Genomic DNA, 25517 nt, shown 5'->3' on the forward strand with positions numbered 1-25517 from the left:
CGACGCGAATTGGCCGGAATCGTCCCGACCTGCACAGATGCTCCGTAGACCCTGTGGATAACTTACGCGGCAGCCTTCACGACCACGTTGGAGATGTCGGTCTTGCTCTTGCCGTCGACGGTCCCCAGCGTGGAGATCCAGATCAGCAGATGCTGCGTCGGCTGCGCGTTGCTGATCGTGATGGTGTTGGAGCCCGTCTTCATGGTCGCCGGTTGCGTCAGCACGGTCGTGGCGTCCAGTGAGGACGGGTTGGCGGTTTGCGCCGACCGGATCTGGATCGCGGTGCCGGTGCTGGTCAGGTTCAGGCTGACCGACGCGACCGTGGTCGCCTGGGGCAGGTTCAGCATGAGGCCGACGCCGCTCTTGAACCCGGGGAACGGCGTGGGATCGGTGTAGACGTCCGTCGACCATGCGTCACCGGACGCGCCGGTGATGGCCTTGCCGGCGGTCTCGGGGGAGTCCGCGCCACCCCCGGGCGAAAAGACCGTCACACCAACGGGTTTCACCACATTGCCGGGCGTCGGGGCACCGCTCGTGGTGGGGCGCTGGCTGTTGAGGCCGAGCTGCTGCTTGTCCAGGCCGCCGCCGACGTCGCCGAAGATGCCCTTGAGCACCGACGCCAGCACCAGCAGTGCCACGAGCAGGATGGCTCCACCGACACCCACCCCGATGAGCAGTGCCTTGCGCCGCTTGGCGGCCGCTTCGAGTTCCGCAGCGTCCTCGGACTCGGGGCCCTGCGAGCTGTCGACGGGCTCGAGCAGCTCGGTGGTGTCGGCGACGGTGGTGGCCTGCTGGAGCAGGTTCAACAGCGTTGGGGCCGAACGGATTCCGCCACCTTCCTGCACGGCCCGGGCGGCAGCGGCGGAGATCTGGAAGGGGATGGTCCCGTCGACCGCGCGAGGTTCGATGGGCTGGCCCGCGCTGTTCTGTGTCGCGGGCAGCATGCCGCTGAGCGCGCCGGCCTCGGGCAGCGGCCACCGGTTGATCAGCAGCGCGTACAGCGTGGCGCCGATGCCGCGGATGTCGTCCTCGGGTGTGGCCGACGGCAGCGTACCGGGGAAGGCGAGCACCACGTCGCCCTCGATGCTGACCCGGATCCGGCCGGGATGGTCGATCGACAACGCGACCCCGGCCCGGTGCGCGGATTCGGCCGTCGACGCCAGGGACTGGATGGCGCGGGCCCCGCCCATCGGCGACGGATCCGTCGCGGCCACCTCGGCGAGCGAACCGCCGCGGATCCATTCGCTGACCACCAGGCCACCGTGGCCGAGTCGGGTGACGTCCAGGATCCGGGCCAGCCCCGGCCCCTCGATGTGGCTCAGTTTGCTTGTCCGGGTGAGGATTTCCTGGACCATCGATTGCGGGAGCGCGCCGTCGTGGTCGACGAATGTCAGCGCGACCTGGCGGTCGAGTGCGATGTCGAGCGCGTGCCAGAACTGCAGATCCGGGGGACCGCCGTGGAAGACGAGCAGGCGGTAGCGACCGTCGGCGACGACGGCGCCGGCCCGCAGGGCGACATCGTCGCTGCCGCCGCCTGACGTATCCGAGATGGGGGCGGATCCCTGGTCCGCGGGTGCGTCGGTCACCGCAAATCCTTTCCGAAGCCCGCCCGTGGTACCAGTGCCCCGGTTTGCCCCGCCAGTGGCGGACGCGCCGGGCCGCGGTGGTACCGGTGATGAAATGCCGTGTCCAGGGTACGGGACCGAGGTCCGCCGGGAGTCCGGTACAGCCGAGCTGACCTGGACTGCGGGGGTCGGTGCCGGGGCGCTGCGGCCCAGCCGGCGTTTCACGAAAGCCACTGCGGCCAGGGCGTCGGGCACCTTGGCGGCCACCAGCACCGTCACGATCACCGGGAGCATGATCACGCCGAGCAGAACCAGGCGCAGCAACGATCCGGCGGCGCCGCCGTGCTCGGTCAGCCGGTCGAATCCCAGCAGTTTGTCGGCGAGATAAGCGAGCAGGCCCGATCCCAGGGAGGCACAGACGGTCACCAGGATGGTCCGGATCACCGGCAGCTCGATCATCCGGCCGCGTGGCGGCCGCAGTGCTGACCGCAGCAACACGTAGCCCACGGTCGCACCGGCCAGGAAGCCCAGGCCGTTGGCCAGGCCCAGGTAGCCGGCCACGAGCTCGCGATCGTCGGTCAGGTGGGGCGCGATGAGCGAGCCGACAATTTTCACCACGGTGATCACGACGATCAGGACGATCGGGATCCAGGGTTGCTCGCGGGCATAGAACACCCGAAGTTCCAGCAGCAGCATGGAATACGGGATCAGGGTGAACGCCGACAGCGTGATGGCCATGCCGAGATAGCCCGCGTCGGTGGCACCGAAGTTGCCGTACGCGAACAGGGCGCTGCCGATGGCGGGGCCGCCGACGGTCATGAAGGCGACGATCGGGATCAGCGTCACCATGGTCAACCGGGTGGCGAGCGAGAAGTCGGCGAGTACCGCGGGGTTGTCGTTCGCGGCGGCGTTGCGCGACAGCCGGGGCATCACGACGGTCAGCACCGTCACGCCGATCATGCCGAACGGCAACTGCAGCAGCAGCCAGGCGTAGTTGTAGATCGCCGGGCCGGATGCGGCTGCGTGGCTGGCGATCTCGTTGCCGACGATCAGCCCGATCTGGCTGATCAGGACGTACAGCATCATCGCGACGGCCATGGTGCCGAACTTCTTGAGCCGGTCGTCGATGCCCCACAGCGGCCGCAGGTCGACGCGATGTTGGCGCAGCGAGTACAGCAGGATTCCGGCCTGGGCCACGACGCCGAGCGTCGTGCCGATGCCGAGTACGAGCAGTTTGGCGTTGCCCATCTCGACAGGGTCGATCGAGAGTTCGCCCGGGACAAGCACATACACGCACAGCGTGATGATCGCGACCACGTTGTTGAGCACCGGTGCCCACGCCGGCGGCCCGAACACGTTGCGGTTGTTCAGGATTGCCATGTAGACCGAGGTCAACCCGTAGAAGATGATCTGCGGCAGCAGCAGATACGCGAAGGCCGTGGTGAGCGGCTCGTTGACCTGGGGGTCGCTGCCCAGCATCAGCCGCACCAGCAGCGGTGCCGCCGCCACCGACAGCACCGTCGTCAGCAGCAGCAGCGCGGTGGCGAGCGTGACCAGCCGCCGCACGAATGCGGCGCCACCGTCGGCGTCGTCCCGTTCGGCGCGGGCCAGTACCGGCACGAAGATCGCGGTGAAGGTCGCCTCGAGTACCAGGGCGGCCACCATGTTGGGCAGCTGGTTGGCGACGGTGAACGAACTGGACAGGGCCGCACCGAGGATCGCGGCGAGCAGCACGATGCGCAGGAACCCGGTGATGCGGCTGACCAGGGTGGCCAGCGCCATGCCCCAGGACCGGGAGACGACGGCGGCGTCGGACAGTTCAGCCCGCCGGGGCGGTGGAGCGGCGGCAGTGTTGGCCGCGGCGTTCGGGCGGGGTGGCGCGCCCGGCGGCCGTTGATTCGCTCGGCGAGCCTCGCTCATGAGTCCTCCGGGGCGTGGGCGATGGCGGTGTCGAGCGGATCGGGCCGGATGGGCCGGCTGTGGTGCGGCCGGTCCAGGTCGGCGCGGTCGGGCTGCCCGCGGAACCGGTGCCACAGCCGCCGGCCGGCCAGCAGGAACAGCACGGCGCCGGCGGACAGGGTGATGAAGAACAACACCTTGCCGTAGGCGTTGGAATGCACCGACAGCCGGACCGGTTCGCCGAGCGTCAGACCGTTGACCGTGCGCAGAGAGACGTCGACCGCGACGCGCTGGGTGAAATGCACCTCGATCGGTACCCGCAGCGGCAGGTAGCCCGGCGGCAGTTCGATCTCACCCATGTCGGTGACGGTCATGCCCGGTGGCGCGTCGATGACCAGCCGCACGCGGATCGGCACGGGCAGGTCGTTGCGCAGGGCCAGGGGGAGGGGACTGCGTTCGGTCGCCAGCGTGTACGAGCCGCCGGGGTTGACGACGGTGACGCCGTGGAACAGGTCGTCCATGGTGCGCTGCGTGGTGCTGACGCGCTCCTGGGCCATGGCTTCGCGGACGGTCGGCGGCACCGACTGCGTCAGCGCCCGCAGCATGTCCTCCCGCAGCGGCGCCGTGTACTGGTCGCCCGTCAGACCCGTCTGGGTGTTGACGGTCAGCGCGGCGGTCAGGCCCCAGATTCGTTCCATGGTGGTCGAGATCTGGCTGGTGATGCCGTCGCCGTAGCGGGCCTTGGGGTTGCCGGTGCCGTTGTCCGGCGGGGTGGCCGTCTGCGTCGGCGGCAGCTCCTGTGCTTCGGCGATCACCGCGGGCATCGGGCGGGCGACGGCGAGGCCGGAGTGGATCGCCGTGGCGACCGACGTCAGGATCGCCTGGGCGTCGTCGGGCGTCACGTCCCACGCCAGCGGCGGCATCAGGATCTGGTTTCGCGGTTGCGCGTCGGGTTGCAGGCCACGCCACAGCACCGAGGCGATGGCGTCCTGCCGCCGCGCCACCTGCGAGTCGTGGTTGAGCGGTACCCGCAGTGAGGTGTCCAGGTACCCCGGCGAGATCGGGGTCCGCCCCGCGCCGGCCAGGGCCGCGGCGACGCACGGGTCGAACGGCGCCACGGTCACTTTGTCGCTGTAGCGGCGGGGCGCGGTGTCGGCGGGATTCGCGGCGTCGTCGGCGGTGATGGGCGCCGCGGCGATCGCGACGGTCGGATCGGGCTGCGCCGACAGCAGCCGCACCGCCGGGCCGGTGAGCGGGCCGTCGCCGACGACGGTCGCGCCGCGCAGGGACTGGATGCCGAGCAGCTGGTTGACGATGGGCCCGGCATCGGTGGTGGCGGTGGTGTTCAGGGCGGCGTCGCCGACGCGCTGCAGCGCGCGTAGGTCGGCCTGGGCGTACACCGTGGGGGTGACGCACACCCGTTGGGCGAGCTGCCGCAGCCGGTTGAGCCATTCGGTCGCGGCCTGCTGGCCGGTGCCCGGGTGGGTGGGTGAGTTGAGGCCGGCCTCCGGGTCGTCGGTCACGACGTAGCCGCCGCTCATCGCGTTGACGGTGATCAGCAGGTCGGGGTCGACGGCCAGGCACATCGCGCCGCGCATGAGGCCGCCGGGATCCACCTGGTCGTTGGTGGCGAAGTCCGCCGCGGCCAGCAGGGTGTCGAGACGGCCGCCGTTGGCCAGCGAAGCGGCGAGATCGTCGTCGGCGAGGCGGGCCGGTTCGGTGCGTCCGGGGACGCCGGCCGCCAGGTGCGGACGGTCGGCGAGCGGCCAGAGCAGGGTCAGCGCGACGGGATGTGCGGTGTCGGGTGGCACGACGGCGTCGATCGGCTGCTGGCCGGTGCCACTACCGCTGCCCGCAGCGGGCGGAGTGGCGGGTACGCCGAGCACCGGCAGCAGGAAGCGGGCGTCGTCGAGCCGGGCGGCCGACCCGTAGTCGGGTGTCCCGTTGACGTTGACGAGCAGCGGATACACACCCGGACGGTCGATGCCGAGGGCGGGATGATCGGCCGAGCGCACCGGGTACGCGAGCCGGAACGGCACGCTCTGCCCCCGCGCGAGATCCTGCGACACCGTGGTGAAGTCGCCGACGGCGGAGAAGTCCGTCGGTTCCCCGGCCAGCGTCGTCCGCAGCCCGGACGACGACGTCACCGCCGCCGCGTGCTCGAGGCGCACCATGACGTCGTGCACCGGGCGGTCACCGACATTGGTGACGGTGCCGCTGACCGTCACCACCGGCTCGCTCGTGGTGGTGACCACGTCGGGGGTGACGTGGTCGATGCGCAGTTGCAGGAACGTCGTCCCGCCCGGTTCGCCTGCCGACGAATGCGGCGTGATCGGGGCGGTGAGCAACAGCAACAGGGCGGTGACTGCCAGGACGCGCAGGAGAACTGTCGAGGCCGCCAACCTGACCTTCACGACCCGGGTCCGCAGCCGTTCGCGCGGCGGCCGGGTTGGGTATGGGCGGAGTCGTCGGTGCGATGGTTCCGCGTGCGGGAATGGGTCTGTGGGCGGCGGCGCGGCGCGGTGCGCGGCAGCGGCGGCAGGGCGCCCGGTCCATCGGTGTGCAGTTTGTCGATCAGTTCGCCGGCCACCTCGGCGAGCTTGCGCTCGTCGGCGTAGGCCAGGCGGGACGGCAGTTCCCGAAGGGGCACCCACGCCACTTCGGTGACCTCGACGTCGTCGTCGGAGAGTTCACCGCCCAGGAATCGCATCAGGTAATGGTGCACTGTCTTGTGCACGCGCCGGCCCTCGGTCACGAACCAGTAGTCGATGCTGCCGAGCGCGGCCAGCACGCTGCCCTGCAGTCCGGTCTCCTCGGCGACCTCGCGGATGGCGGTCTGTTCGGCCGTCTCGCCGAGTTCGATGTGCCCCTTGGGCAGGGACCACAGCATGCGGCCGCGGCGGTCGATGCGGCCGATGAGTGCCGCCTTCTGGGTGTCTTTGGGGCCGTCGAGGCCGTCGATCACCAGCCCGCCGGCCGAAGTCTCGTGGACGGTGCGCAGCCGGTCGTTGTTCGACTTGCGGGTGGCGGGAGCGGCGGGAGCCGCCGCCGGCGCGGCTTGTGCGGTGCCGTTGCGGGGCGCAGCGGCCGAATCGGTGTCGGTGCCCTGGGTGTTGTCGCTGGGCGGACCTGCCGAGCGTCGACCGCGACGTCGCCCGCGGCGTCGTCGTGGTTTGGCACGCTCGCCTTCCGACACCCAAGCGATAGTAGCTGCTCAGGTTGGGCGCTCTGTCCCCACTCGCCGGTCAGTGGCCCAGTTGTGACCGTGCCGCGATGGTCGGTACCAAACCGTGGGGTGGGCGCATTAGGCTCATCGGACGTGCCGAACGAAGCAAGTACCGATGCCGCGTTGCTGACCGCTGCCGCGGTCGCACTGAACAAGCATGCGGGTTTGCTCGTAGACCTGGGTCGGGCGTTCGCCGCCGCAGGTCACGACCTGTACCTGGTGGGCGGCAGTGTGCGCGACGCGCTGCTGGGCCGCGACCTGAACGACCTGGACTTCACCACCGACGCGCGTCCGGCCGAGTTGCAGAAGATGCTGCGCGGCTGGGCAGAAGCGTTGTGGGACACCGGGATCGAGTTCGGGACCATCGGGGCGGCCAAGTACGGGCAGCGCATCGAGATCACCACCTTCCGCGCCGACAGCTACGACCAGGTGTCCCGCAACCCCGAGGTGGTGTTCGGCGACCGGCTCGAGGACGACCTGGTGCGCCGGGACTTCACCGTGAACGCGATGGCCGTCCGGATCAACCCCGACCTGCCCGGCGGCATCGGTGAATTCCACGATCCGCTGGGCGGTCTCGCCGCGCTGGCGGACAAGGTGCTCGACACGCCGTCGGCGCCGCAGGTGTCCTTCGGTGACGATCCGCTGCGGATGTTGCGGGCCGCCCGCTTCGTCTCGCAGCTGGGGTTCTCGGTGGCGCCGCGGGTTCTGGAGGCCCTGATCGAGATGGCGCCGCAGCTGGGCCGGATCACCGCCGAGCGCGTGGCCGCGGAACTCGACAAGCTGATGCTCGGCGCCGACCCCATGGCCGGCGTGGACCTGATGGTGCAGACCGGACTGGGCGACGTCGTGCTGCCCGAGGTCGGTGCCATGCGGATGGCGATCGACGAGCACCACCAGCACAAGGACGTCTACCACCACTCGCTGACGGTGCTGCGGCAGGCGATCGACCTCGAGGACGAGGGACCCGACCTGGTGCTGCGCTGGGCCGCGCTGCTGCACGACATCGGCAAGCCCGACACCCGCCGCCACGAGCCCGACGGTGGCGTCAGCTTCCACCACCACGAGGTGGTCGGCGCGAAGATGACGCGCAAGCGCATGCGCGCGCTGAAGTACTCCAAGCAGATGGTCGACGACGTCTCGCAGCTGGTGTACCTGCACCTGCGGTTCCACGGCTACGCCGACGACAAGGGCACCGGCAAGTGGACGGACTCGGCGGTGCGGCGGTACGTCACCGACGCCGGGCCGCTGCTGAGCCGGCTGCACAAGCTGGTGCGCGCGGACTGCACCACCCGCAACCGCCGTCGGGCGGCGCGGTTGCAGGCCAACTACGACGGTCTCGAGCGGCGCATCGAGGAGCTGGCCGCGAAGGAGGATCTGGCTCGGGTGCGGCCGGACCTCGACGGCAACGAGATCATGACGCTGCTCGGCATCCCGGCCGGGCCGCAGGTCGGCGAGGCGTGGCGGTTCCTCAAGGAGCTCCGGCTGGACCGCGGCCCGCTGTCGCACGACGAGGCCGTCGCCGAATTGCAGAAATGGTGGAACGCCAGAGGCTGATCAGCCGTCCATTCAGGTATGGACTATTGCCTGAGTGACGGGGACGGGTCGGCGTCGTGGTGGCCGGGGGAGCCGGCGGTGGACGCCGATGGCGACGGCACGCTGGACGGTGTGCGGCTGGACGTGGACGGCGACGGATTGTTCGACGACGCGCTGGCCGACTTCGACGGGGACGGCCGGGCCGACCATGCCGTGATCGATGTCGACGGCGCGCGCAGGTCGTTCACCGACGACGGATCGGGTACCTGGGCGGTGGGCTCGGGGCTGCGGTGGTTCGGTCTGGACGGCACCGAGCAGAGCGGGGGAGCGGTCGTCGACTTCGACGGTGACGGTGCGGCTGACGACCGGCTGATCGACGCCGACGGCAACGGACTCGCGGACCGCGTGCTGGCGGGGCCGGTGGCGTACGCGGACACTGACGGCGACGGGCGGTGGGATGTGCAGCTGTCCGATACCGACGGCGATGGCGCGGCCGATGCGGCCGGCGCGATCCAGCGTTGACCCTGTCAGCGGCGCAGGGTCAACGGCGCGAACTCAGCCCCGGCCCGCTCCCGGCGGCCCGGCGAAGGCCTGGGCGATGGTCAGCCACTTCTGGGCGTCGTCGCCGACGGCCTTGACGTCGAGTTCGCGGAGCGGCCGCCGCTGGGTGACCAGCAGGCAGAAGTCCTCGGCCGAGCCCGTGACCCGCTGGGCGGCGTCGTCCGGACCCCAAGTCCACACCGAGCCGTCGGGCGCGGAAAGTTCCACGTGAAACACCTCGGCCGGCGGGGTCAGCTCGTGGAGCGTGAACGCGAAATCCCTTGTCCGAACGCCGATGTGCGCGATCGACTTGAGCCGGACCGTCGGCTCGCGCCGGACCCCGAGCGTGTCGGCGACGTCGGCGCCGTGCGCCCAGGTCTCCATCAGGCGTGCGCTCGCCATGGACGCGGCGCTCATCGGCGGGCCGAACCACGGCAGCTTGCGGCCGTCGGCGACACCTTCGAGCGCGTCGTGCAACGTGTTCCGGGTGGCGCGCCACTGCGCCAGCATCTCCGCCGGCGGGGTCTGCGCGAGTTCTTCGGCCGCCACGTCGACGAAGCCGAGTGGGTTCTTCCACGCCTCGGTGAGCGTCGCGGCGAAGGCCTCCTCGTCGGTCACCGCCAGTACCGACACCTTGTCGGTCCACCACAGATGCGCGATCTGGTGGGCGATGGTCCAGCCCTCGGCCGGGGTCGCAGTGGCCCACTCGGCGGGTGGCAGGTCGGCGACCAGGCGGTCCAGGTCGTCACTTTCGGCACGCAGATCGGCGATGACACCGGCAGCAGCATTGGGGGCCATGGCAGCACCCTAGACGGTACCGCTGGTTCTGCTGCGCTTGCCCAGCGTCGCGTGCAGGGCCAGGCCCACGAGGTAGACCACGGAGCCGGCGGCCATAAGTGCCGAGGACTTGCCGTCGTCCGGGATCACCGCCGCCGATGCCGTGATCGCGACGATGAACGCCATCCAGAACAGCGCGTCCTGGACCGCGAACACGTGGCCGCGCAGGGCGTCGTCGACGTCGAGCTGCATCGCCGAGTCGGCGCACAGCTTGACCACCTGTCCGGCCGTGCCCAGCACCAGACTGCAGGCGATCAGGACCGGTATCTGCAGACCGACGCCGGAGAGTTGAACCACGGCCGCAATGGCGAGGGCTCCGTTGGCGGTCGCGTAGCGACCCCAGCGGCGCACCGCCGTCGGCATGACGACATTGCCCAGGAACGACCCGAGGCCCGCGGCAGCGACGAACACGACGGTCACCGCGAACCCGGCGACGTGTTCGCCGCCGCCGTGCCGGACGATCACCAGGACCATCAGGGTGTTGATGCCGAACACCATCCGGTGCGCCGCCAGACCGGTCAGGGTGGCGGTCACGGTCGGCACGTTCGCCACCGACCGCAGGCCGTAGACCCAGCCGGTGATGACGGCGTAGGCGACCGAGCCGTGGACCGCGCGGGCGCTGTCGTCAGGTCCGAGGAGGTGGCGGTGGAAGCGCACCGACAGCCACAGCGCCACCGCGACGGCCAGCGCCGCCAACCAGATCACCACGGCCGAGCTGGTGTCGCCCGCACCCAGCAGCCATCGAGGCAGCAGCATCACGTTGGCGCCGACGAACGCCGAGACGGCGCCGCACGCGGTCGCCACCGAGTTCATCGACACGACGTGTTCGGTGGGCACGACGTGCGGCAGTGCGGCCGACAGCCCGGACGAGACGAAGCGGGTGAAGCCGTTGACGATCAACGCGCCGAACAGGATCCACTGGTCGGTCGCGGCGTTGGCCAGCAGCGCGCCGACGCAGATCATCACCAGCAGCCGGCCGAGGTTGGCGGCGATGAGCACCTGCCGGCGGTCCCAGCGGTCGAGCAGCGCGCCGGCAAACGGACCCAGCAGCGAGTACGGCAGGTACAGCGCGGCGAAGGCGCCGGCGATGGCCAACGGGGTGGCCTGGCGTTCCGGACTGAACAGCAGGCCGCCCACCAGGCCGGCCTGGAAGAGTCCGTCACCGAATTGGCTGACCGCGCGCAGTTCCAGCAGCCGGCGGAAGTCCGGTAGGGCCTGCACCGCATGCAGGACGACGTGGTGGGGACGGCTGGCGGTCACTGGGATGTTCGTGTCCTGAATTTGGGAGTGCCGGGCGTGGTTGAAGCGACCCGCTCCACAGTACAAATATCCCGGCGGGCCGTGTGCGTTGGTCACGGCGACGGCTCCCAAGTGCCATGATGGAGGGCGTGGCGCAGTCAGAGGAACCGGAGGATTACCGCGATTTCGCTCCCGCCTCGCATGGGATTCGGGCGGGGACACTGCTGCTCGCCAACACCGATCTGCTCGAGCCGACGTTCCGGCGCAGCGTCATTTACATTGTCGAGCACAACTCCGGTGGCACGCTCGGCGTCGTCCTGAACCGGCCCAGCGAGACGGCCGTCTACAACGTGCTGCCGCAGTGGGCGAAGCTCGCGAAGAAACCCAAGTCGATGTTCATCGGCGGTCCGGTGAAGCGCGATTCCGCGCTGTGCCTGGCGACCCTGAAGGTCGGCGTCGATGTGTCGTCGGTGCCCGGCCTGCGGCATGTGCAGGGCCGCATCGCGATGGTCGACCTGGACGCCGATCCCGAGGAGATCGAAAGCGCCGTCGAGGGCGTCCGGATCTACGCGGGCTACTCGGGGTGGTCGGTGGGTCAGCTCGACGGTGAGATCGAGCGCGACGACTGGATCGTACTGTCGGCGTTGCCGTCGGACGTCCTCGTGGGACCGCGGGTGGATCTGTGGTCGCGGGTGCTACGGCGTCAGCCGATGCCCATGGCGATGTTGGCGACGCACCCGATCGACGTGAGCCGTAACTGACTTGACCCTCACGCGACGTCAGGCGCCAGTCTGGTCGATGTGACGCAGGAGATGCGGGTGGACGGGCTCACCGTGGGCGAGGTCGCGGAGCGGTTTGGCATCACGGTCCGGACGCTCCACCACTATGACCAGATCGGGTTGCTGACTCCGAGTCGGCGTCGGTGTCGGGCTACCGGCTTTACGCGCCGGCGGACCTGACGCGGTTGTCCCAGATCATCGTCTACCGCCGGCTCGAGCTGTCTCTCGACGAGATCGAGAGTCTGCTGGCCGACGGCGACGAGGTCAGCCATCTCGTCCGCCAGCGCGAACGCGTCATGTCCCGGCTCGATGAGATGACCAAGCTCGTCGAGGCAATCGACCAGGCATTGGAGAAAGCAATGGCGAACAAGCCCATGACCGACGACGACATGCGCGAACTTTTCGGTGACAGCTTCGACGACTACCAGGCGGAGGCCGAGCAGAAGTGGGGCGAGACCGCGGAGTGGAAGGAATCGCAGCGCCGCGCGAAGTCCTACGGCAAGGATGACTGGATTCAGATCAAGTCCGAGGGCGAAGCCGTGGAAAAGGCCTTCGCCGACGCGTTTCGGGCCGGCCTGCCCGCTGACTCCGAAGAAGCGATGGATGCGGCCGAGAAGCACCGGCTCCACGTGAACCGCTGGTTCTACGACTGTCCGCCGGAGTTCCACCGGAATCTCGGCGACATGTACGTGAGTGACCCGAGATATGTCGCCAACTACGATGATTCATTCGGGTTGCCGGGGCTGGCGGCCTTCTGTCGCGACGCGATCCATGCGAACGCGGACCGGAGCTAGCTGCAGGACAGCGTGCAGCTGGCGCAGCTGCCGGCGCAGCCGTCACCGGCGGGCGCGTTGTCCCGGGCCATCATGGCGGCCCCGGCCTTGGCACCCTGGTAGCAGCCGGCCGCGAAGGTGCCGACGGCGCCGATGACGCACACCATCAGGACCATCACCCCGGTGCTGCGCGGCGCGACGAGCGCGACGACACCACCGGCGGCGAGCATCGCGGCCGTCGCGAGTTGGATCGGTGCCACCGAGCGCAGCACGCGCGGCACGGTGTCGGTCGAGGGGGGCCGGCTCAGCGACCAGGCGCCGACGCCCGCGGTCACCACGGCCGCGCACAGGCACAGCACGGCGGCGATCAGCATGCGTCTCAGGATAGGGGCGGCCGGGCGGCCGCTCCAAACCGGCGACCGGTCAGCGGCCCAGCCCGGGGATCGACGCGGTGAGCGGTACCGCTCCGGCGGTGTGCGCCGGGACGGCGGCCGGTGCGGGAACCATCGGCGCGGCCGGAGCTGGTGCGACGGGCGCGGGAACAGCTGCCGGTGCCGGTGCTGCGGGAACGGCAGCGGGTGCGGGTGCCGCGGCGGGCGCACCCGGCGCGCTGACCTTGAACCCGTTGACGATGGCGTCGGTGGCATTGCCGGACGCGACGGTCACCTGCGCGCTCGTGGTCACCGACAGCGTCACCAGGTAGCGGTCTGTGCCCGACGTCGCGATGACGTGCCGCCGCGAGGTGTTCAGCGTCAGGTTGTTCTCGCGGTAGGTGCCCTCGATGATCGACGACGGCATGCCATAGAAATCGGCCATCGAACCGTCGGTGGACCGCCACGCGACCTGCTGCTGGCTGTCGATGAAGCCGTGGCTGATGGCCTCGCGCGGGTCGAAGTCGCCGACCAGCTTGTAGACCTGCAGCGCCGCGTTCGAGGTGTAGAGGCCGTCGCCGCCGACGCGGTCGGCGATCACGGCGAACGCGTCGGGCACGTTCGGGTCGGGCACCGCGGCCCAGCCCGGCGGCACCGGCAGGACGATGTTCAGTGCGGTGAAGCCGGCGGCGGTCTGCCGCTGCATGGCGACGTTGTGGGCGCGGAAGAACTCGGCGATGGTGCCCGAGGCAGCCGGGGCGATGGCGGGTGCGGGCGCCGGCGCCGGGGCGACGACCGGCTGCGCCACCGCGGGCTGGGGAAGCGTGGCCGGCTGGGGTACGCCCGCGGGCTGACCTGCGGGGATGAACGCGGGTCCGGCCGGCTGGGCGGCAGCCACCGGCGCCGGGGCGGCCTGCACCGTGACCGTCTGGGTCACCGTGGCCGGTGCCGGGACGACGGGTTGGGGCGGCAGGGGATCGGCGGATGCGGTGTTGCCTGCGAAGCCGACGACGCCCGCCAGGCCCGCGGCGACACCTCCTGCCAGAAGCCGCCAGTGGCGGGCGTTCTCGAACATGTGGCGTCGGTCCTTCCGCTTCACTTCTGTCTCACGCGTTGCACTGCAGCTGACTGTAGGTAGGTGTGTGCAGTGCCCACCAGATCCGGCGCGCACCTGCAACCGTGCTCTGACCGCACTGCAACGGAACCGAGACCAACGCCGATCGGCTGGCGTGATGCAGGTCGCGCCGGGGGTGTTGACTACCCTGTGCACGTGAGCGATTCCCCGAATGCGCAGGCAGACGTGCGTCCCGAGGCCGCCGTGGCCGTTGACGCCGACAGCCCGCAGCACCGTTACACGGCCGAACTGGCCGGCCGCATCGAGGCCGACTGGCAGCAGGTGTGGACGGACCGCGGCACCTTCAACGTGCCGAACCCCGTCGGCTCGCTCGCACCCACCGACGGCTCGCCGGTGCCCGCGGACAAGATGTTCGTGCAGGACATGTTCCCGTACCCCTCGGGCGACGGCCTGCACGTCGGGCACCCGCTCGGCTACATCGCCACCGACGTGTACGCCCGCTACTTCCGCATGACGGGCCGCAACGTCCTGCATGCCCTGGGCTTCGACGCCTTCGGTCTGCCCGCCGAGCAGTACGCGGTCCAGACGGGCACGCACCCGCGCACCCGGACCGAGGCCAACATCGTCAACTTCCGGCGGCAGCTGGGACGGTTGGGCCTGGGCCACGACGCGCGTCGCAGCTTCGCCACCACCGACACCGACTTCTACAAGTGGACGCAGTGGATCTTCCTGCAGATCTACAACGCCTGGTTCGACGCGGCGCAGCAGAAGGCCCGCCCGGTCGCCGAGTTGATCGCCGAATTCGATTCCGGCGCACGGACTCTCGATGACGGCCGGGACTGGTCGGCGCTGACGGCCGCCGAACGGGCCGAGGTCGTCGACGCGCATCGCCTGGTCTACCGCTCAGACTCGATGGTCAACTGGTGCCCGGGTCTGGGCACCGTGCTGGCCAACGAGGAGGTCACCTCCGACGGCCGCAGCGAACGCGGCAACTTCCCGGTGTTCCGGAAGCGGTTGCGGCAGTGGATGATGCGCATCACCGCGTACTCCGACCGGCTGCTCGAGGACCTGGACGTGCTGGACTGGCCCGACAAGGTCAAGGCCATGCAGCGCAACTGGATCGGCCGGTCCGTCGGTGCCGAGGTGCTGTTCTCCGCCGGGGACGCCGACATCGAGGTCTTCACCACCCGCCCCGACACTCTGTTCGGAGCCACCTATCTGGTGCTGGCCCCCGAGCATGACCTGGTGGATTCGCTGCTGACCGGTTCGTGGCCCGCCGGCGTCGACGAGCGGTGGACCTACGGTGCGGCCACGCCGGCCGAGGCGGTCGCCGCCTACCGCGCCGCCATCGCCGCGAAGTCCGACCTGGAGCGCCAGGAGAACAAGACCAAGACCGGTGTCTTCACCGGCGCCTACGCCACCAATCCGGTGAACGGACAGCAGGTTCCGATCTTCATTGCCGACTACGTGCTGGCCGGCTACGGCACCGGCGCCATCATGGCGGTGCCCGGCCACGACCAGCGCGACTGGGAGTTCGCGACTGCGTTCGGTCTGCCCATCGTGGAAGTCATTGCCGGTGGCGATCTTTCGGAGTCCGCGTACACGGGCGACGGCGCAGTGGTCAATTCCGACTACCTCGACGGCCTCAACGTCGCCGACGCCAAGGCCGCCGTCACCGAGAAGCTGATCGCGGACGGCCGCGGCCAGGCCCGCGTCGAATTCAAGCTGCGCGATTGGCTTTTCGCACGCCAGCGGTACTGGGGCGAGCCGTTCCCGATCGTCTACGACGCCGACGGCCAGGCCCACCCGCTGCCGGATTCAGCGCTGCCCGTGGAACTTCCGGACGTGCCCGACTACTCGCCGGTGCTGTTCGACCCGGACAACGCCGACAGCGAGCCGTCGCCGCCGCTGAACAAGGCCACCGAGTGGGTGCACGTCGACCTCGATCTCGGTGACGGGCTCAAGTCCTACACCCGCGACACCAACGTCATGCCGCAGTGGGCCGGCAGCTCCTGGTACGAGCTGCGCTACGCCGACCCGCACAACCCGGAAGCGTTCTGCGCCAAGGAGAACGAGGCCTACTGGATGGGCCCGCGGCCCGAGATCCACGGCGCCGGCGATCCGGGTGGCGTCGACCTCTACGTCGGCGGCGTCGAGCATGCGGTGCTGCACCTGCTGTACTCGCGGTTCTGGCACAAGGTGCTGTTCGACCTCGGCCACGTGTCGTCGCGCGAGCCGTACCGCCGCCTGGTGAACCAGGGCTACATCCAGGCGTTCGCCTACACCGACGCCCGCGGTAGCTACGTGCCGGCGGCGGAAGTCGTTGAACGCGAAGGCAAGTTCTTCTGGACCGGCCCGGACGGCGAGATCGAGGTCAACCAGGAGTTCGGCAAGATCGGCAAGAGCCTGAAGAACTCCGTCTCGCCCGACGAGATCTGCGAGGAATACGGCGCCGACACCCTGCGCGTCTACGAGATGTCGATGGGCCCGCTGGAGGCGTCGCGGCCGTGGGCGACCAAGGACGTCGTCGGCGCGCACCGGTTCCTGCAGCGCGTGTGGCGCGTCGTCGTCGACGAAACCACGGGTGAGCCAAGGGTTTCCGACGATGCGGTGTCCGAGGAGACGCTCAAGCAGCTGCACAAGACCATCGCCGGCGTGAACGAGGACTACGCCGCGCTGCGCAACAACACCGCGGCCGCCAAGCTCATCGAGTACACCAACCACCTCACCAAGGAGGGCGTGACCGCGCGCGCCGCGGTCGAGCCGCTGGTGCTGATGGTCGCGCCGCTGGCGCCGCACCTGGCCGAGGAACTGTGGCGCCGTCTCGGCAGCGCGAAGTCGCTGGCGCACGGCCCGTTCCCGGTCGCCGACGAGCGCTACCTGGTCGACGACACCGTCGAGTACCCGGTCCAGGTCAACGGCAAGGTGCGCGGCAAGATCGTCGTCGCTGCCGATGCCGACAAGGCCACGCTGGAAGCCGCGGCCCTCGCCGACGAGAAGGTGCAGGCCTTCCTGGCCGGGGCCACACCCAAGAAGGTCATCGTCGTCCCCGGCCGACTGGTCAACATCGTCGCCTGACCTGGGATTTGTGCACGATTTTCCGCGCCGACCGCGGAAAATCGTGCACAAATCCCTCGGGAATCAGCGGGGGCGGATGATCACCTCGTGCTGGTGGGCGTCGTCGGGGGTCGCCACGACCTGGGCGATCACCTGGGCGACGGTCGAGGGCTTGAGGAAGCGCTCCGGCTTGTATTCGCCGCCTTCATAGGCCACCAGGTTCCACTGCATGTCGGTGTCGATCCGGCCGGGGTAGACCGTCGTCACCCGCAGTGCCGGTTCGTCGGCGCGAAGGGCATCGGCGAAGCCCCGCAGCGCGAACTTGCTGGCCGTGTACGACGCCAGCCCGGGGGACGGGCTGCGGCCGGCACCGGAGTTGACGAAGATCACCTGACCCCGGGCCGCCCGCAGGGCCGGCAGCAGCGGCAGGGTAAGCCCCACGGCGCCAAGCACATTGACTTCCATGGTGGCCCGCCACTCCTCGATGGAGGATTCGCCGACCCGGCCCGGGTATGCCACGCCGGCATTGTGGATCAGTACGTCGAGTTCCACGATCGGCTCGATCGTCGCCGCGACGCCGTCGTAGTCGGTGAGGTCCATGGGCCACGTCGTCGCGCCCAGTCGCTCGGCCACGGCGTCGAGTTCGGCCGTCGGCCGGCCCGCCAGGAACAGCGTGTGGGTCGGCGCGAGGGCCTCGGCGATGGCCATTCCGAGGCCCCGGGAAGCGCCGGTGATCATTGCGGTCGGCATGGCGTGAGCCTACCGATCAGCGAATCCCCGGGCGGCGACGCACAATAGACAGCGATGCCACCCGACCACAGCTTCGCGCCCACCCAGCTCTCGGCCCGCGCCGCCTACCTGCTGCGCGGTAATGACCTGGGCGTCATGACGACGGCCGCGCCGTTGCTGTATCCGCACATGTGGAGCTGGGATGCCGCGTTCGTATCGATCGGCCTGGCGTCGCTGACGGTCGAGCGTGCCGTGGTCGAGCTGGATACGCTCCTGTCGGCGCAGTGGGCCAACGGCATGATCCCGCACATCGTGTTCGCCAACGGCGTCGACGGCTATTTCCCGGGGCCGGCCCGGTGGGAGACGTCGAGCCTGGCCGTCAACGCGCCGCGCAACCGGGACACCTCCGGTATCACCCAGCCGCCAGTGCATGCCATTGCGGTGCAACGGATTCTGGACCACGCCCGTACCCGCGGGCGCTCGACCCGGGTGGTCGCCGAGGCCTTCCTGGATCGCCGGTGGGACGACCTGGTGCGCTGGCACCGCTGGCTGGCCGAGGCCCGCGACCCGCAGGAGCACGGCCGGGTGACGCTGTACCACGGCTGGGAGTCCGGCATGGACAACTCACCGCGCTGGGACAGCGCGTACGCCAACGTGGTTCCGGGTGCGGTGCCCGAGTACCAGCGCGAGGACAACGCGATCATCACCGACACCAGCCAGCGGCCGTCCGATGTCGAGTACGACCGCTACCTGTGGCTGCTGGAGGAGATGAAGTCCGTCCGGTACGACGACGCGCTGCTGCCGAAGGTGCTGAGCTTCCAGGTCGAGGACGTGTTCGTCTCGGCCATCCTGTCGGTGGCGTGCACGGTGCTGGCCGAGATCGGCGAGGACTACAAGCGGCCGAATTCCGATGTGCGCGAACTCTATTCGTGGGCCGAGCGGTTCCGGCAAGGCGTGGTGGCGACCACCGACGAGCGCACCGGCGCGGCGCGGGACTTCGATCTGCGGGCCGGCAAGTGGATTCCGAGTGAGACCGTGGCGCAGTTCGCGCCGCTGCTCTGCGGCGGTCTGCCGCACGACCGCGAACGGGCGCTGCTGCGCCTGCTGGAGGGACCGCGGTTCTGCGCCCACCCGGACCTCAAGTACCCGCTGATCCCGTCGACGTCACCGGTGTCCCGTGACTTCCGGCCGCGCGAATACTGGCGCGGCCCGGTGTGGCCGGTGATGACGTGGCTGTTCTCGTGGTGTTTCGCCCGCCGCGGCTGGTCCGAGCGCGCGTCGATTCTGCGCCGGGAAGGCTTGCGGCAGGCCAGCGACGGCACATTCGCCGAATACTACGAACCCTTCACCGGGGAACCGCTCGGCAGCATGCAGCAGTCGTGGACCGCCGCTGCCGTACTCGACTGGCTGGGCTGACCCGACAGACCTAGTCGTCGTTGCTGGTGGCCAGCTTCTCCAGCGGCGCAAGGGCCTTGGAGATGTTGTCGATGTCCTCGGGGGTCAGGTTGGCCATCATCGCGATGAGCACCTGACGACGGGCCTCGAGGGCTTCGCGGTGCTGCACCAGTCCGCGCGGCGTGACGTTCACCAGGACGGCGCGCAGATCGGAAGGGTCGCGCGACCGCTTGACCAGTCCCAGCTTCTCCAACCGGCGGATCGCCACCGTGGTGGTGGGCGTGCGGACCCGTTCGTGCGCGGCCAACTCCGTCATCCGGATGGGGCCGCGATCCAGCAGCGTCAGCAGGATGGACAGCTGCGCCAGGGTCAGATCGGCGCCGGCTTCGGCGTCCTTCGGGATCTCGACGCGTCGGCGCATCACGTTGAACAGCTTGGAGAGGACCTGTTGCAGGTCTCCTGCAAGGTCCGCGACCTGCGGCTCCGTCGACGACATAGTTCGATAGTCTAACGTGTATGCCGGATGCTGGTCGGCATTAGACAACCTGCGCCAGAAATTGACGTAAACGTTGAGTTTCGGCGGATTCGAAGATCTGCTCGGGGGTTCCGGTCTCGATCACCCGGCCGTCATCCATGAAGACCACCGAATCTGCCGCTGACCGGGCAAAACCCATCTCATGGGTGACGACCACCATGGTCATGCCGTCTGCCCCGAGTTCGCTGATGAGGGCCAGGATGCCCTTGACCAATTCGGGATCCAGCGCCGACGTGGCCTCGTCGAAGAACATCACCTGCGGGCTCATGGCCAGCGCGCGGGCGATCGCGACACGTTGCTGTTGCCCGCCGGACAGGGTTGCCGGGCGCACGTCGGCCTTGTGTTTGAGCCCGACGCGGTCCAGCAGTTGCAGCCCGAGTTCGCGGGCCGCGGCGCCGTCCAGTCCCTTCAGTTTCCGCGGTCCCAGCGTGACGTTCTCCAGTACCGTGCGGTGCGGGAAGAGGTTGAAATGCTGGAAGACCATCCCGATCCGCTGACGCAGCTGATCTGGGTTGTCCTTCAGCACCGACCGGCCGTCGAGCAGGATGTCGCCACGATCCGGCTCGTACAACCGGTTCAGGGTGCGCAGCAGCGTCGACTTGCCCGAGCCCGACGGCCCGATGACCGCTGTCGTGGTGCCGGCCGGGACGTCCACGTCGACGCCGCGCAACACCGTGTTGGCATCGAACGACAGGTGAATATCGTTGGCGGCCAGGGAAACTGCCTGCGGCGTGGTCATATGATCTCCTGGGTCGCGATCTCGGCTGCGACGGGCTTGCCCTTGCTGAGTCGACGGTCGATGTAGTTGACCAGATGGGTCAGCGGAACGGTCAGGGCCAGATAGAACAGCCCGGCGGCGACCAGGGGCGACAGGTTCCCCGTCTGCGCGTTGAGGTCGCGGCCGACCTGGAACAGCTCGCGTTGGCTGGCGATCAACCCGAGGAAGTACACCAGCGACGACGCCTTCAGCAGCGAGATGAACTGGTTCATCAGCGCCGGCAGCACCCGTCGTACGCCCTGCGGCACCACCACCAGGCGCATCGACGCCGGATAGCCGAAGCCCAGCGCGCGTGAGGCCTCGAGTTGGCCGGCGTCGACACTCTGGATACCGGAGCGCAGAATCTCACCGATGTAGGCGCCCGCCATCAGGCCCAGCGCGGCAATTCCCAAGGGGTACGGGTTGTTTCCCGTCAGCGAGCCGACGACCGGCCCGATACCCAACCCGATGACCAGGATGATCACCACTTCGGGCAGGCCGCGGAAGATGTCGGTATACACCCGGGCCGGCCAGCGCAGCCAGCGTGACCGGGAGATACCGGCGATGGCCAGCGCCATGCCGATGATCAGACCGATGACGCTGGCGCTTACGGTCAGGATCAGCGTGTTCGGCAGGCCGGTCTTGAACAGGTCGGGGATGGCCTGCCGGTACAGATGCCAGTCCAGGAACGCGTCTTTCAGTTGGGACAGCGTCGATTTGGGTGCGGGACCGGCTGACGGGGCCGCCGACGCGTGCGACGCCGCGATGGCGTTGAAGTCGGGCAGCTGCGGCACGGGCGCGGCCTTCGATCCGGGCTTCCAGCCCGGCGGCAGAGCCCGCGGGACCCAATCGGCGTAGAGGCGCGCCCAGGTCCCGTCGGCGATCACCGCGTCGAGCCCCGCATTGAGCGCGTCGATCAGCGGCTTGTTCTCCTTGGCGACCGCGTAGGCCACGAAATTGTCCAAGCTGAAGGTGTTTTCGACGATCCGCGCCGGGTCGCCCGGTTGCACCGTGCCGGACGCCTGCTGCGACGGCGCCACCCAGGCGTCGATCTGCCGGGTCTTGATGTTGGCGTACACCGTGGCGTAGTCCGGGAATTTGACCGGTTCCAGGTGCAGGGTGTCGACGACGTAGGCCTCCTGCACGGTGCCCTGCACGACGCCGATGCGCTGTCCGGCCTTCAGGGCGCCGAAGCCGCTGATGGCCGATCCGGTCGGCACGACGAGCGAAAAGTAGCCGAAGTCATAGCCATTGGTGAATCCGACGGTGCGCCGCCGGGCGTCGGTGGTGGTGATCGATGACGAGCCGACGTCGAAGCGCCGGGACGCGACCTGGGTCAGCAGGCCGGCGAAGTCGGTGCCGACGAAGTTGACGCGCAGGCCGATCTTCTCGGCGATGGCCCGCAGCAGCTCGTTGTCGAATCCGGTGAACTGGCCGCTGGAGTTGATACAGATGCTCGGCGGGGCATCCGACAGCGTGCCGACGGTCAGCACTCCCGGCGTGCCCAGACCCAGGGTCTCCGGCCGCACCGTTGAAAGCGGCTGGGTACCGGGTGTCGTGTATTTGTCGGTGCCGTCGCCTTGGGCGGCGGTGGCCAGGTTGGTGGGCAGGGCGCTGGCGCTCTGCACGCCGGGTGGCGCGCACTGGTCGGTGGTGGCGCGGGCCGGGACGCCCACGCTCAGCGAGCCGACCAGGAGTGCCACCAGTATCGCTACCGTCGCACGCAGGAAAGAGGTCACGCAGGTCAACCTAGCCGGTGCCCGGCCGAATGCATCGGCTTCAGCTCGCCGGGAATTCATCCGGCCGGGCAGCTCGCGCTACTGGCTGTCGCGCCACCGGCACAGCGTCTCGGCGTCGGTCAGGTCGTAGTCGGGCCCGTTGACGCCCACGGTCAGCAGTGAAACACCCAGCGCGGTAAGGGCTTCGGCGTTGGCGATCAGGCCGTCGCCGCTGTTGTCGACGCCCGCCGACCGGGCGATGGTGCTCGGATCGCGGCCGACGTCGGCGCAGTGCCGGTCGAGGACCGCGGCCTTCTCCGGAAAGGCCGCTGCCGTGGTGAAGCTGTGCCACATCTGCGCGTACTGCGCGACGAGCCGCAGCGTCTTGCGCTCGCCCTGCCCGCCGATCAGGATCGGGATCTCGCGCACCGGCTGCGGGTTCAGCTTGCCCAGCCGCGAGATGATCCGCGGCATGGCCGCCGCGAGGTCGTCGAGTCTGCTTCCGGCCGTGCCGAATTCGTAGCCGTACTCGTCGTAGTCCTTCTCTTTCCAGCCCGATCCGATGCCCAGGATCAGCCGCCCGTCGGAGATGTTGTCGACGGTCCGCGCCATGTCGGCCAGCAGCTCCGGATTGCGGTAGGAGTTACAGGTGACCAGCGCGCCGATCTCGATGCGCGAGGTCTGCTCGGCCCAGGCGCCCAGCATGGTCCAGCATTCGTAGTGGGCGCCGTCGGGGTCGCCGTACAACGGGAAGAAGTGGTCCCAGTTGAAGGCGACGTCGACGCCGAGGTCCTCGGCGCGGCGGACGGCGTCGCGGATGAAGCCGTAGTTGGTGGCGTGCTGGGGCTGCAGTTGAACCCCGATGCGAATGGGAAGGGTCATGACCCCACGCTAACCGCCGAGAACGCCCCGCAGGATCTCGACGAGCGCGGCCGGCTGATCGCCCTGCACGGAATGCCCGGAATCGGCCACCACATGGGTCTGCCGGAAACCCGGCGCGCCGGCGGCGAAGGCCGCGGCATCGTCGTCGTGGACGAAGTACGACTTGGCGCCGCGCACCAGCGTGGTCGGCATGGTGATCGACGGGACGTCGTCCCACAGCCCGGCGAAACCGTCGCCGACGCGGATCGCGTCGTACCGCCACGTCCAGGTACCGTCGTCGAGCTGCTTGGCATTGTGAAACACACCGCGCCGCAACGAGTTCCGGCTGCGGTGCGGTGACGCCGCGACAGTCACGTCGAGCATCGCCTGGAAACTGGGGAAGCTCCGGTCACCCTTCACCAGCGCGACGGCGCCCAGTTGCGCCTGCGTCATCTGCTCGTGGCGCTCCGGCGCCGACGGCGTGACGTCGACCAGCACCAGCTCGGGCACCAGGGCCGGCTCGGTTGCCGCGATCCGCAGCGCCGTCAGCCCGCCGAGTGACATGCCGACCACCAGCCGGGCATCGGGCGCGTGGGCCCGCAGCACCGGTCGCAGCGTCTCCGCGTTGAGCTTGGGCCCGTAGTCCCCGTCCTCGCGCCATGCCGACCGCCCGTGCCCGGGCAGATCGATGGCCAGCGCCGGCACCCCGAGACCCAGGATCACGGTGTCCCAGGTGTGCGCGTTCTGCCCGCCGCCGTGCAGGAACACCACCTCAGGTGCCGCGACGCCCCACTTCAGCATGCTGATCGGGCCGTCGTCGAGGCGCGACACCGTTGGTAGCGGACCGTCGGCACCGATCTGCTCGGCGTTCTCGGGCAGCAGCGCGAACTCGTCGAGCGTCAGCAGGTCGTCGTCAGAAATCTCCTGTGCCACGTCTTCGGACACTACGCCCGAGCCGTGGAGCGCTCAGCTACCGACCGGGGCGGTGGTGCGGATCAGGTGATCGAACGCCGACAGGGCTGCGGTGGCACCGGCGCCGGCGGCGATGACGATCTGCTTGAACGGCACCGTCGTGCAGTCACCGGCGGCGAACACTCCGGGAACCGACGTCTGGCCGCGCTCGTCGATGACGATCTCGCCGCGCTTGGACAGCTCGACGCTGCCCTCGAGCCACTCGGTGTTGGGCAGCAGGCCGATCTGGACGAAGACGCCCTGCAGGTCGAGCTGGTGCGACTCGCCGGTGGTGCGGTCCTGGTAGGTCAGGCCGGTCACCTGGTCGCCGTCGCCGAGGACCTCGGTGGTCAGCGTGCTCAGCAGGATGTCGACGTTCGGCAGGCTGCGCAGCTTGCGCTGCAGCACCTCGTCGGCGCGCAGCACCGAATCGAACTCGATGAGCGTCACGTGCGAGACGACGCCGGCGAGATCGATGGCGGCCTCCACGCCGGAGTTGCCGCCGCCGACCACGGCGACGCGCTTGCCCTTGAACAGCGGTCCGTCGCAGTGCGGGCAGTAGGTGACGCCCTTGTTGCGGTACTCGGCCTCACCGGGCACGTCCATCGCGCGCCAGCGGGCGCCGGTGGCCAGGATGACGGTGCGGGCCGTCAGCGAGGCGCCGCTCTCCAGCGAGATCTCGACGAGGCCGCCCTCATCGAGCGCGGGCAGCAGCTTCGCGCCGCGCTGGGTCTTCATGACGTCGACGTCGTACTCGCCGACATGGGCTTCGAGCGCGGCGGCGTACTTCGGCCCCTCGGTGTGCGGGACGGAGATGTAGTTCTCGATGGCCATGGTGTCGAGCACCTGACCGCCGAACCGTTCGGCGACCACGCCGGTGCGAATTCCCTTGCGGGCGGCGTAGATTGCGGCCGCGGCGCCTGCGGGGCCGCCGCCGACGACCAGCACGTCGAAGGGGTCCTTCTCGGCGATCGCCTCGGCGGTGCGCTGCGCGGCGCCGGTGTCGACCTTGCCGATGATCTGCTCGAGGGTCATGCGGCCCGAGTCGAACACCTCACCGTTGAGGAAGACGGTGGGCACCGCGAGCACCTTGCGCTGTTCGACCTCGTCCTTGAACAGCGCGCCGTCGATGGCGACGTGGCTGATGCGGCGGTTGAGGATCGCCATCAGGTTCAGGGCCTGCACCACATCGGGGCAGTTCTGGCACGACAGCGAGAAGTAGGTCTCGAAGTGCAGGTCGGCATCGAGGTTCCGCACCTGCTCGAGCAGTTCGGGGGCTTCCTTCGACGGGTATCCGCCGACCTGCAGCAGCGCCAGGGCCAGGGAGGAGAACTCGTGGCCGAGCGGGATGCCGGCGAACCGGACCTCGACGTCGGTGCCGGTGCGGCGGATGGCGAACGACGGCCGGCGGGCGTCGTCGTCGGTGCGGGTGTAGGTGATCTTGTCCGACATCGCCGCGATCTCGGTGAGCAGTTCGGCGAGCTCGGCGGACTTGGGACCGTCATCGAGGGAGGACACCAGCTCGATCGGCACGGTCAGCCGCTCCAGCAGGGACTTCAATTGGCCGGCGAGTGAGGTGTCGAGCATGCGGATCAACTCCATCGAGGATAGGAATGGCTGGGCCGTTCACGGCCCGAAAGATGTTGGGGTGAAGCAGTTTTGTTGAGCGGTACGGGC

General features: G+C 69.3%; 19 protein-coding genes and 1 pseudogene. 6 read left to right on the forward strand and 14 right to left on the reverse strand.

The annotated features are described in order from the left end of the window. Positions 1–62: 62 nt before the first annotated feature. The 3 genes from murJ to VXD91_RS23960 all read right to left on the reverse strand — a co-directional run bounded on the left by murJ (position 63) and on the right by VXD91_RS23960 (position 6660). A complete protein-coding gene (gene murJ / locus VXD91_RS23950; RefSeq protein WP_346416667.1) occupies positions 63–3347 on the reverse strand; it encodes a murein biosynthesis integral membrane protein MurJ in 3285 nt (1094 codons plus the stop codon). 134 nt (positions 3348–3481) lie between these two features. Further along, positions 3482–5878 carry a hypothetical protein gene (locus tag VXD91_RS23955; RefSeq protein WP_346416631.1) on the reverse strand — a complete coding sequence of 799 codons (2397 nt, stop codon included), beginning with the start codon at positions 5876–5878 and terminating at the stop codon, positions 3482–3484. After that, entirely contained in the window at positions 5875–6660 is a 786-nt protein-coding gene (locus VXD91_RS23960) for an NUDIX hydrolase (protein ID WP_346416632.1), read from the reverse strand. Before VXD91_RS23960 ends, VXD91_RS23955 begins: the two co-directional genes overlap by 4 nt. A gap of 123 nt (positions 6661–6783) precedes the next feature. Here VXD91_RS23960 and VXD91_RS23965 point away from each other — a divergent pair, with 123 nt between their 5' ends. Next, on the forward strand, positions 6784–8244 hold the full coding sequence (locus tag VXD91_RS23965; protein WP_346416633.1) for a CCA tRNA nucleotidyltransferase: 1461 nt from the start codon (positions 6784–6786) through the stop codon (positions 8242–8244). Between the two features lie 18 nt (positions 8245–8262). Beyond that, entirely contained in the window at positions 8263–8745 is a 483-nt protein-coding gene (locus tag VXD91_RS23970; protein WP_346416634.1) for a pullulanase, read from the forward strand. Positions 8746–8778: 33 nt separating this feature from the next. On the opposite strand, the gene VXD91_RS23975 is transcribed toward VXD91_RS23970, so the two are convergent. Then, on the reverse strand, positions 8779–9561 hold the full coding sequence (locus VXD91_RS23975; RefSeq protein ID WP_318985831.1) for a TIGR03084 family metal-binding protein: 783 nt from the start codon (positions 9559–9561) through the stop codon (positions 8779–8781). A gap of 9 nt (positions 9562–9570) precedes the next feature. Next, complete coding sequence (locus VXD91_RS23980) at positions 9571–10860, reverse strand: MFS transporter (protein WP_318985830.1); 1290 nt, start codon at positions 10858–10860, stop codon at positions 9571–9573. Positions 10861–10979: 119 nt separating this feature from the next. Between VXD91_RS23980 and VXD91_RS23985 the strand changes: the two genes are divergently transcribed. Further along, the gene (locus VXD91_RS23985) at positions 10980–11600 is read left to right on the forward strand and encodes a YqgE/AlgH family protein (protein ID WP_318985829.1); all 621 of its coding nucleotides are present in this window, start codon (positions 10980–10982) and stop codon (positions 11598–11600) included. A 57-nt stretch (positions 11601–11657) separates the two neighbouring features. After that, a pseudogene (locus VXD91_RS23990) lies at positions 11658–12412 on the forward strand (MerR family transcriptional regulator). On the opposite strand, the gene VXD91_RS23995 reads toward VXD91_RS23990, so the two are convergent. Beyond that, positions 12409–12765, reverse strand: a complete 357-nt coding sequence (locus VXD91_RS23995) for a hypothetical protein (RefSeq protein WP_212807785.1) — start codon at positions 12763–12765, stop codon at positions 12409–12411. The pseudogene VXD91_RS23990 and the gene VXD91_RS23995 sit on opposite strands and share 4 nt — an antisense overlap. Positions 12766–12814: 49 nt before the next feature. After that, positions 12815–13837, reverse strand: coding sequence for an LpqN/LpqT family lipoprotein (locus VXD91_RS24000; protein ID WP_346416635.1), 1023 nt, complete (start codon positions 13835–13837; stop codon positions 12815–12817). Between the two features lie 225 nt (positions 13838–14062). Between VXD91_RS24000 and leuS the strand changes: the two genes are divergently transcribed. After that, complete coding sequence (gene leuS, locus VXD91_RS24005; protein WP_346416668.1) at positions 14063–16915, forward strand: leucine--tRNA ligase; 2853 nt, start codon at positions 14063–14065, stop codon at positions 16913–16915. A 63-nt stretch (positions 16916–16978) separates the two neighbouring features. On the opposite strand, the gene VXD91_RS24010 is transcribed toward leuS, so the two are convergent. Continuing rightward, positions 16979–17644, reverse strand: a complete 666-nt coding sequence (locus tag VXD91_RS24010) for an SDR family oxidoreductase (protein ID WP_133428085.1) — start codon at positions 17642–17644, stop codon at positions 16979–16981. A gap of 54 nt (positions 17645–17698) precedes the next feature. Between VXD91_RS24010 and VXD91_RS24015 the strand changes: the two genes are divergently transcribed. Beyond that, positions 17699–19039, forward strand: coding sequence for a hypothetical protein (locus VXD91_RS24015; protein WP_061006195.1), 1341 nt, complete (start codon positions 17699–17701; stop codon positions 19037–19039). A 10-nt stretch (positions 19040–19049) separates the two neighbouring features. Here the strand turns inward: VXD91_RS24015 and VXD91_RS24020 are convergent, their stop codons facing one another. The 6 genes from VXD91_RS24020 to ahpF form a co-directional block, all read right to left on the reverse strand. Further along, positions 19050–19514, reverse strand: coding sequence for a MarR family transcriptional regulator (locus VXD91_RS24020; protein ID WP_346416636.1), 465 nt, complete (start codon positions 19512–19514; stop codon positions 19050–19052). 40 nt (positions 19515–19554) lie between these two features. Next, on the reverse strand, positions 19555–20292 hold the full coding sequence (locus VXD91_RS24025; protein WP_346416637.1) for an amino acid ABC transporter ATP-binding protein: 738 nt from the start codon (positions 20290–20292) through the stop codon (positions 19555–19557). Further along, positions 20289–22049 (reverse strand): ABC transporter substrate-binding protein/permease, encoded by a 1761-nt coding sequence (locus VXD91_RS24030; RefSeq protein ID WP_346416638.1) that lies wholly within the window; start codon positions 22047–22049, stop codon positions 20289–20291. Before VXD91_RS24030 ends, VXD91_RS24025 begins: the two co-directional genes overlap by 4 nt. 78 nt (positions 22050–22127) lie before the next feature. Beyond that, positions 22128–22910: an LLM class F420-dependent oxidoreductase gene (locus tag VXD91_RS24035; protein WP_212807780.1), complete on the reverse strand. Its 783-nt coding sequence runs from the start codon at positions 22908–22910 to the stop codon at positions 22128–22130. 9 nt (positions 22911–22919) lie between these two features. Continuing rightward, positions 22920–23822, reverse strand: coding sequence for an alpha/beta hydrolase (locus VXD91_RS24040; protein WP_244872717.1), 903 nt, complete (start codon positions 23820–23822; stop codon positions 22920–22922). A gap of 33 nt (positions 23823–23855) precedes the next feature. Then, entirely contained in the window at positions 23856–25427 is a 1572-nt protein-coding gene (ahpF, locus tag VXD91_RS24045; RefSeq protein ID WP_346416639.1) for an alkyl hydroperoxide reductase subunit F, read from the reverse strand. Between the last annotated feature and the right edge of the window lie 90 nt (positions 25428–25517).

The organism is Mycobacterium sp. SM3041 (genome assembly GCF_039668335.1).
GTDB lineage: Bacteria > Actinomycetota > Actinomycetes > Mycobacteriales > Mycobacteriaceae > Mycobacterium.

Coding starts and splice junctions, on each gene's coding strand:
- VXD91_RS24015 (WP_061006195.1), top strand. CDS start 17,699: ATGCCACCCGACCACAGCTTCGCGCCCACCCAGCTCTCGGCCCGCGCC.
- VXD91_RS23975 (WP_318985831.1), bottom strand. CDS start 9,561: ATGGCCCCCAATGCTGCTGCCGGTGTCATCGCCGATCTGCGTGCCGAA.
- VXD91_RS23985 (WP_318985829.1), top strand. CDS start 10,980: ATGGAGGGCGTGGCGCAGTCAGAGGAACCGGAGGATTACCGCGATTTC.
- murJ (WP_346416667.1), bottom strand. CDS start 3,347: ATGGCGCTGGCCACCCTGGTCAGCCGCATCACCGGGTTCCTGCGCATC.
- ahpF (WP_346416639.1), bottom strand. CDS start 25,427: ATGCTCGACACCTCACTCGCCGGCCAATTGAAGTCCCTGCTGGAGCGG.
- VXD91_RS23995 (WP_212807785.1), bottom strand. CDS start 12,765: ATGCTGATCGCCGCCGTGCTGTGCCTGTGCGCGGCCGTGGTGACCGCG.
- VXD91_RS24010 (WP_133428085.1), bottom strand. CDS start 17,644: ATGCCGACCGCAATGATCACCGGCGCTTCCCGGGGCCTCGGAATGGCC.
- VXD91_RS24035 (WP_212807780.1), bottom strand. CDS start 22,910: ATGACCCTTCCCATTCGCATCGGGGTTCAACTGCAGCCCCAGCACGCC.
- VXD91_RS24025 (WP_346416637.1), bottom strand. CDS start 20,292: ATGACCACGCCGCAGGCAGTTTCCCTGGCCGCCAACGATATTCACCTG.
- VXD91_RS23970 (WP_346416634.1), top strand. CDS start 8,263: ATGGACTATTGCCTGAGTGACGGGGACGGGTCGGCGTCGTGGTGGCCG.
- VXD91_RS24020 (WP_346416636.1), bottom strand. CDS start 19,514: ATGTCGTCGACGGAGCCGCAGGTCGCGGACCTTGCAGGAGACCTGCAA.
- VXD91_RS24000 (WP_346416635.1), bottom strand. CDS start 13,837: ATGTTCGAGAACGCCCGCCACTGGCGGCTTCTGGCAGGAGGTGTCGCC.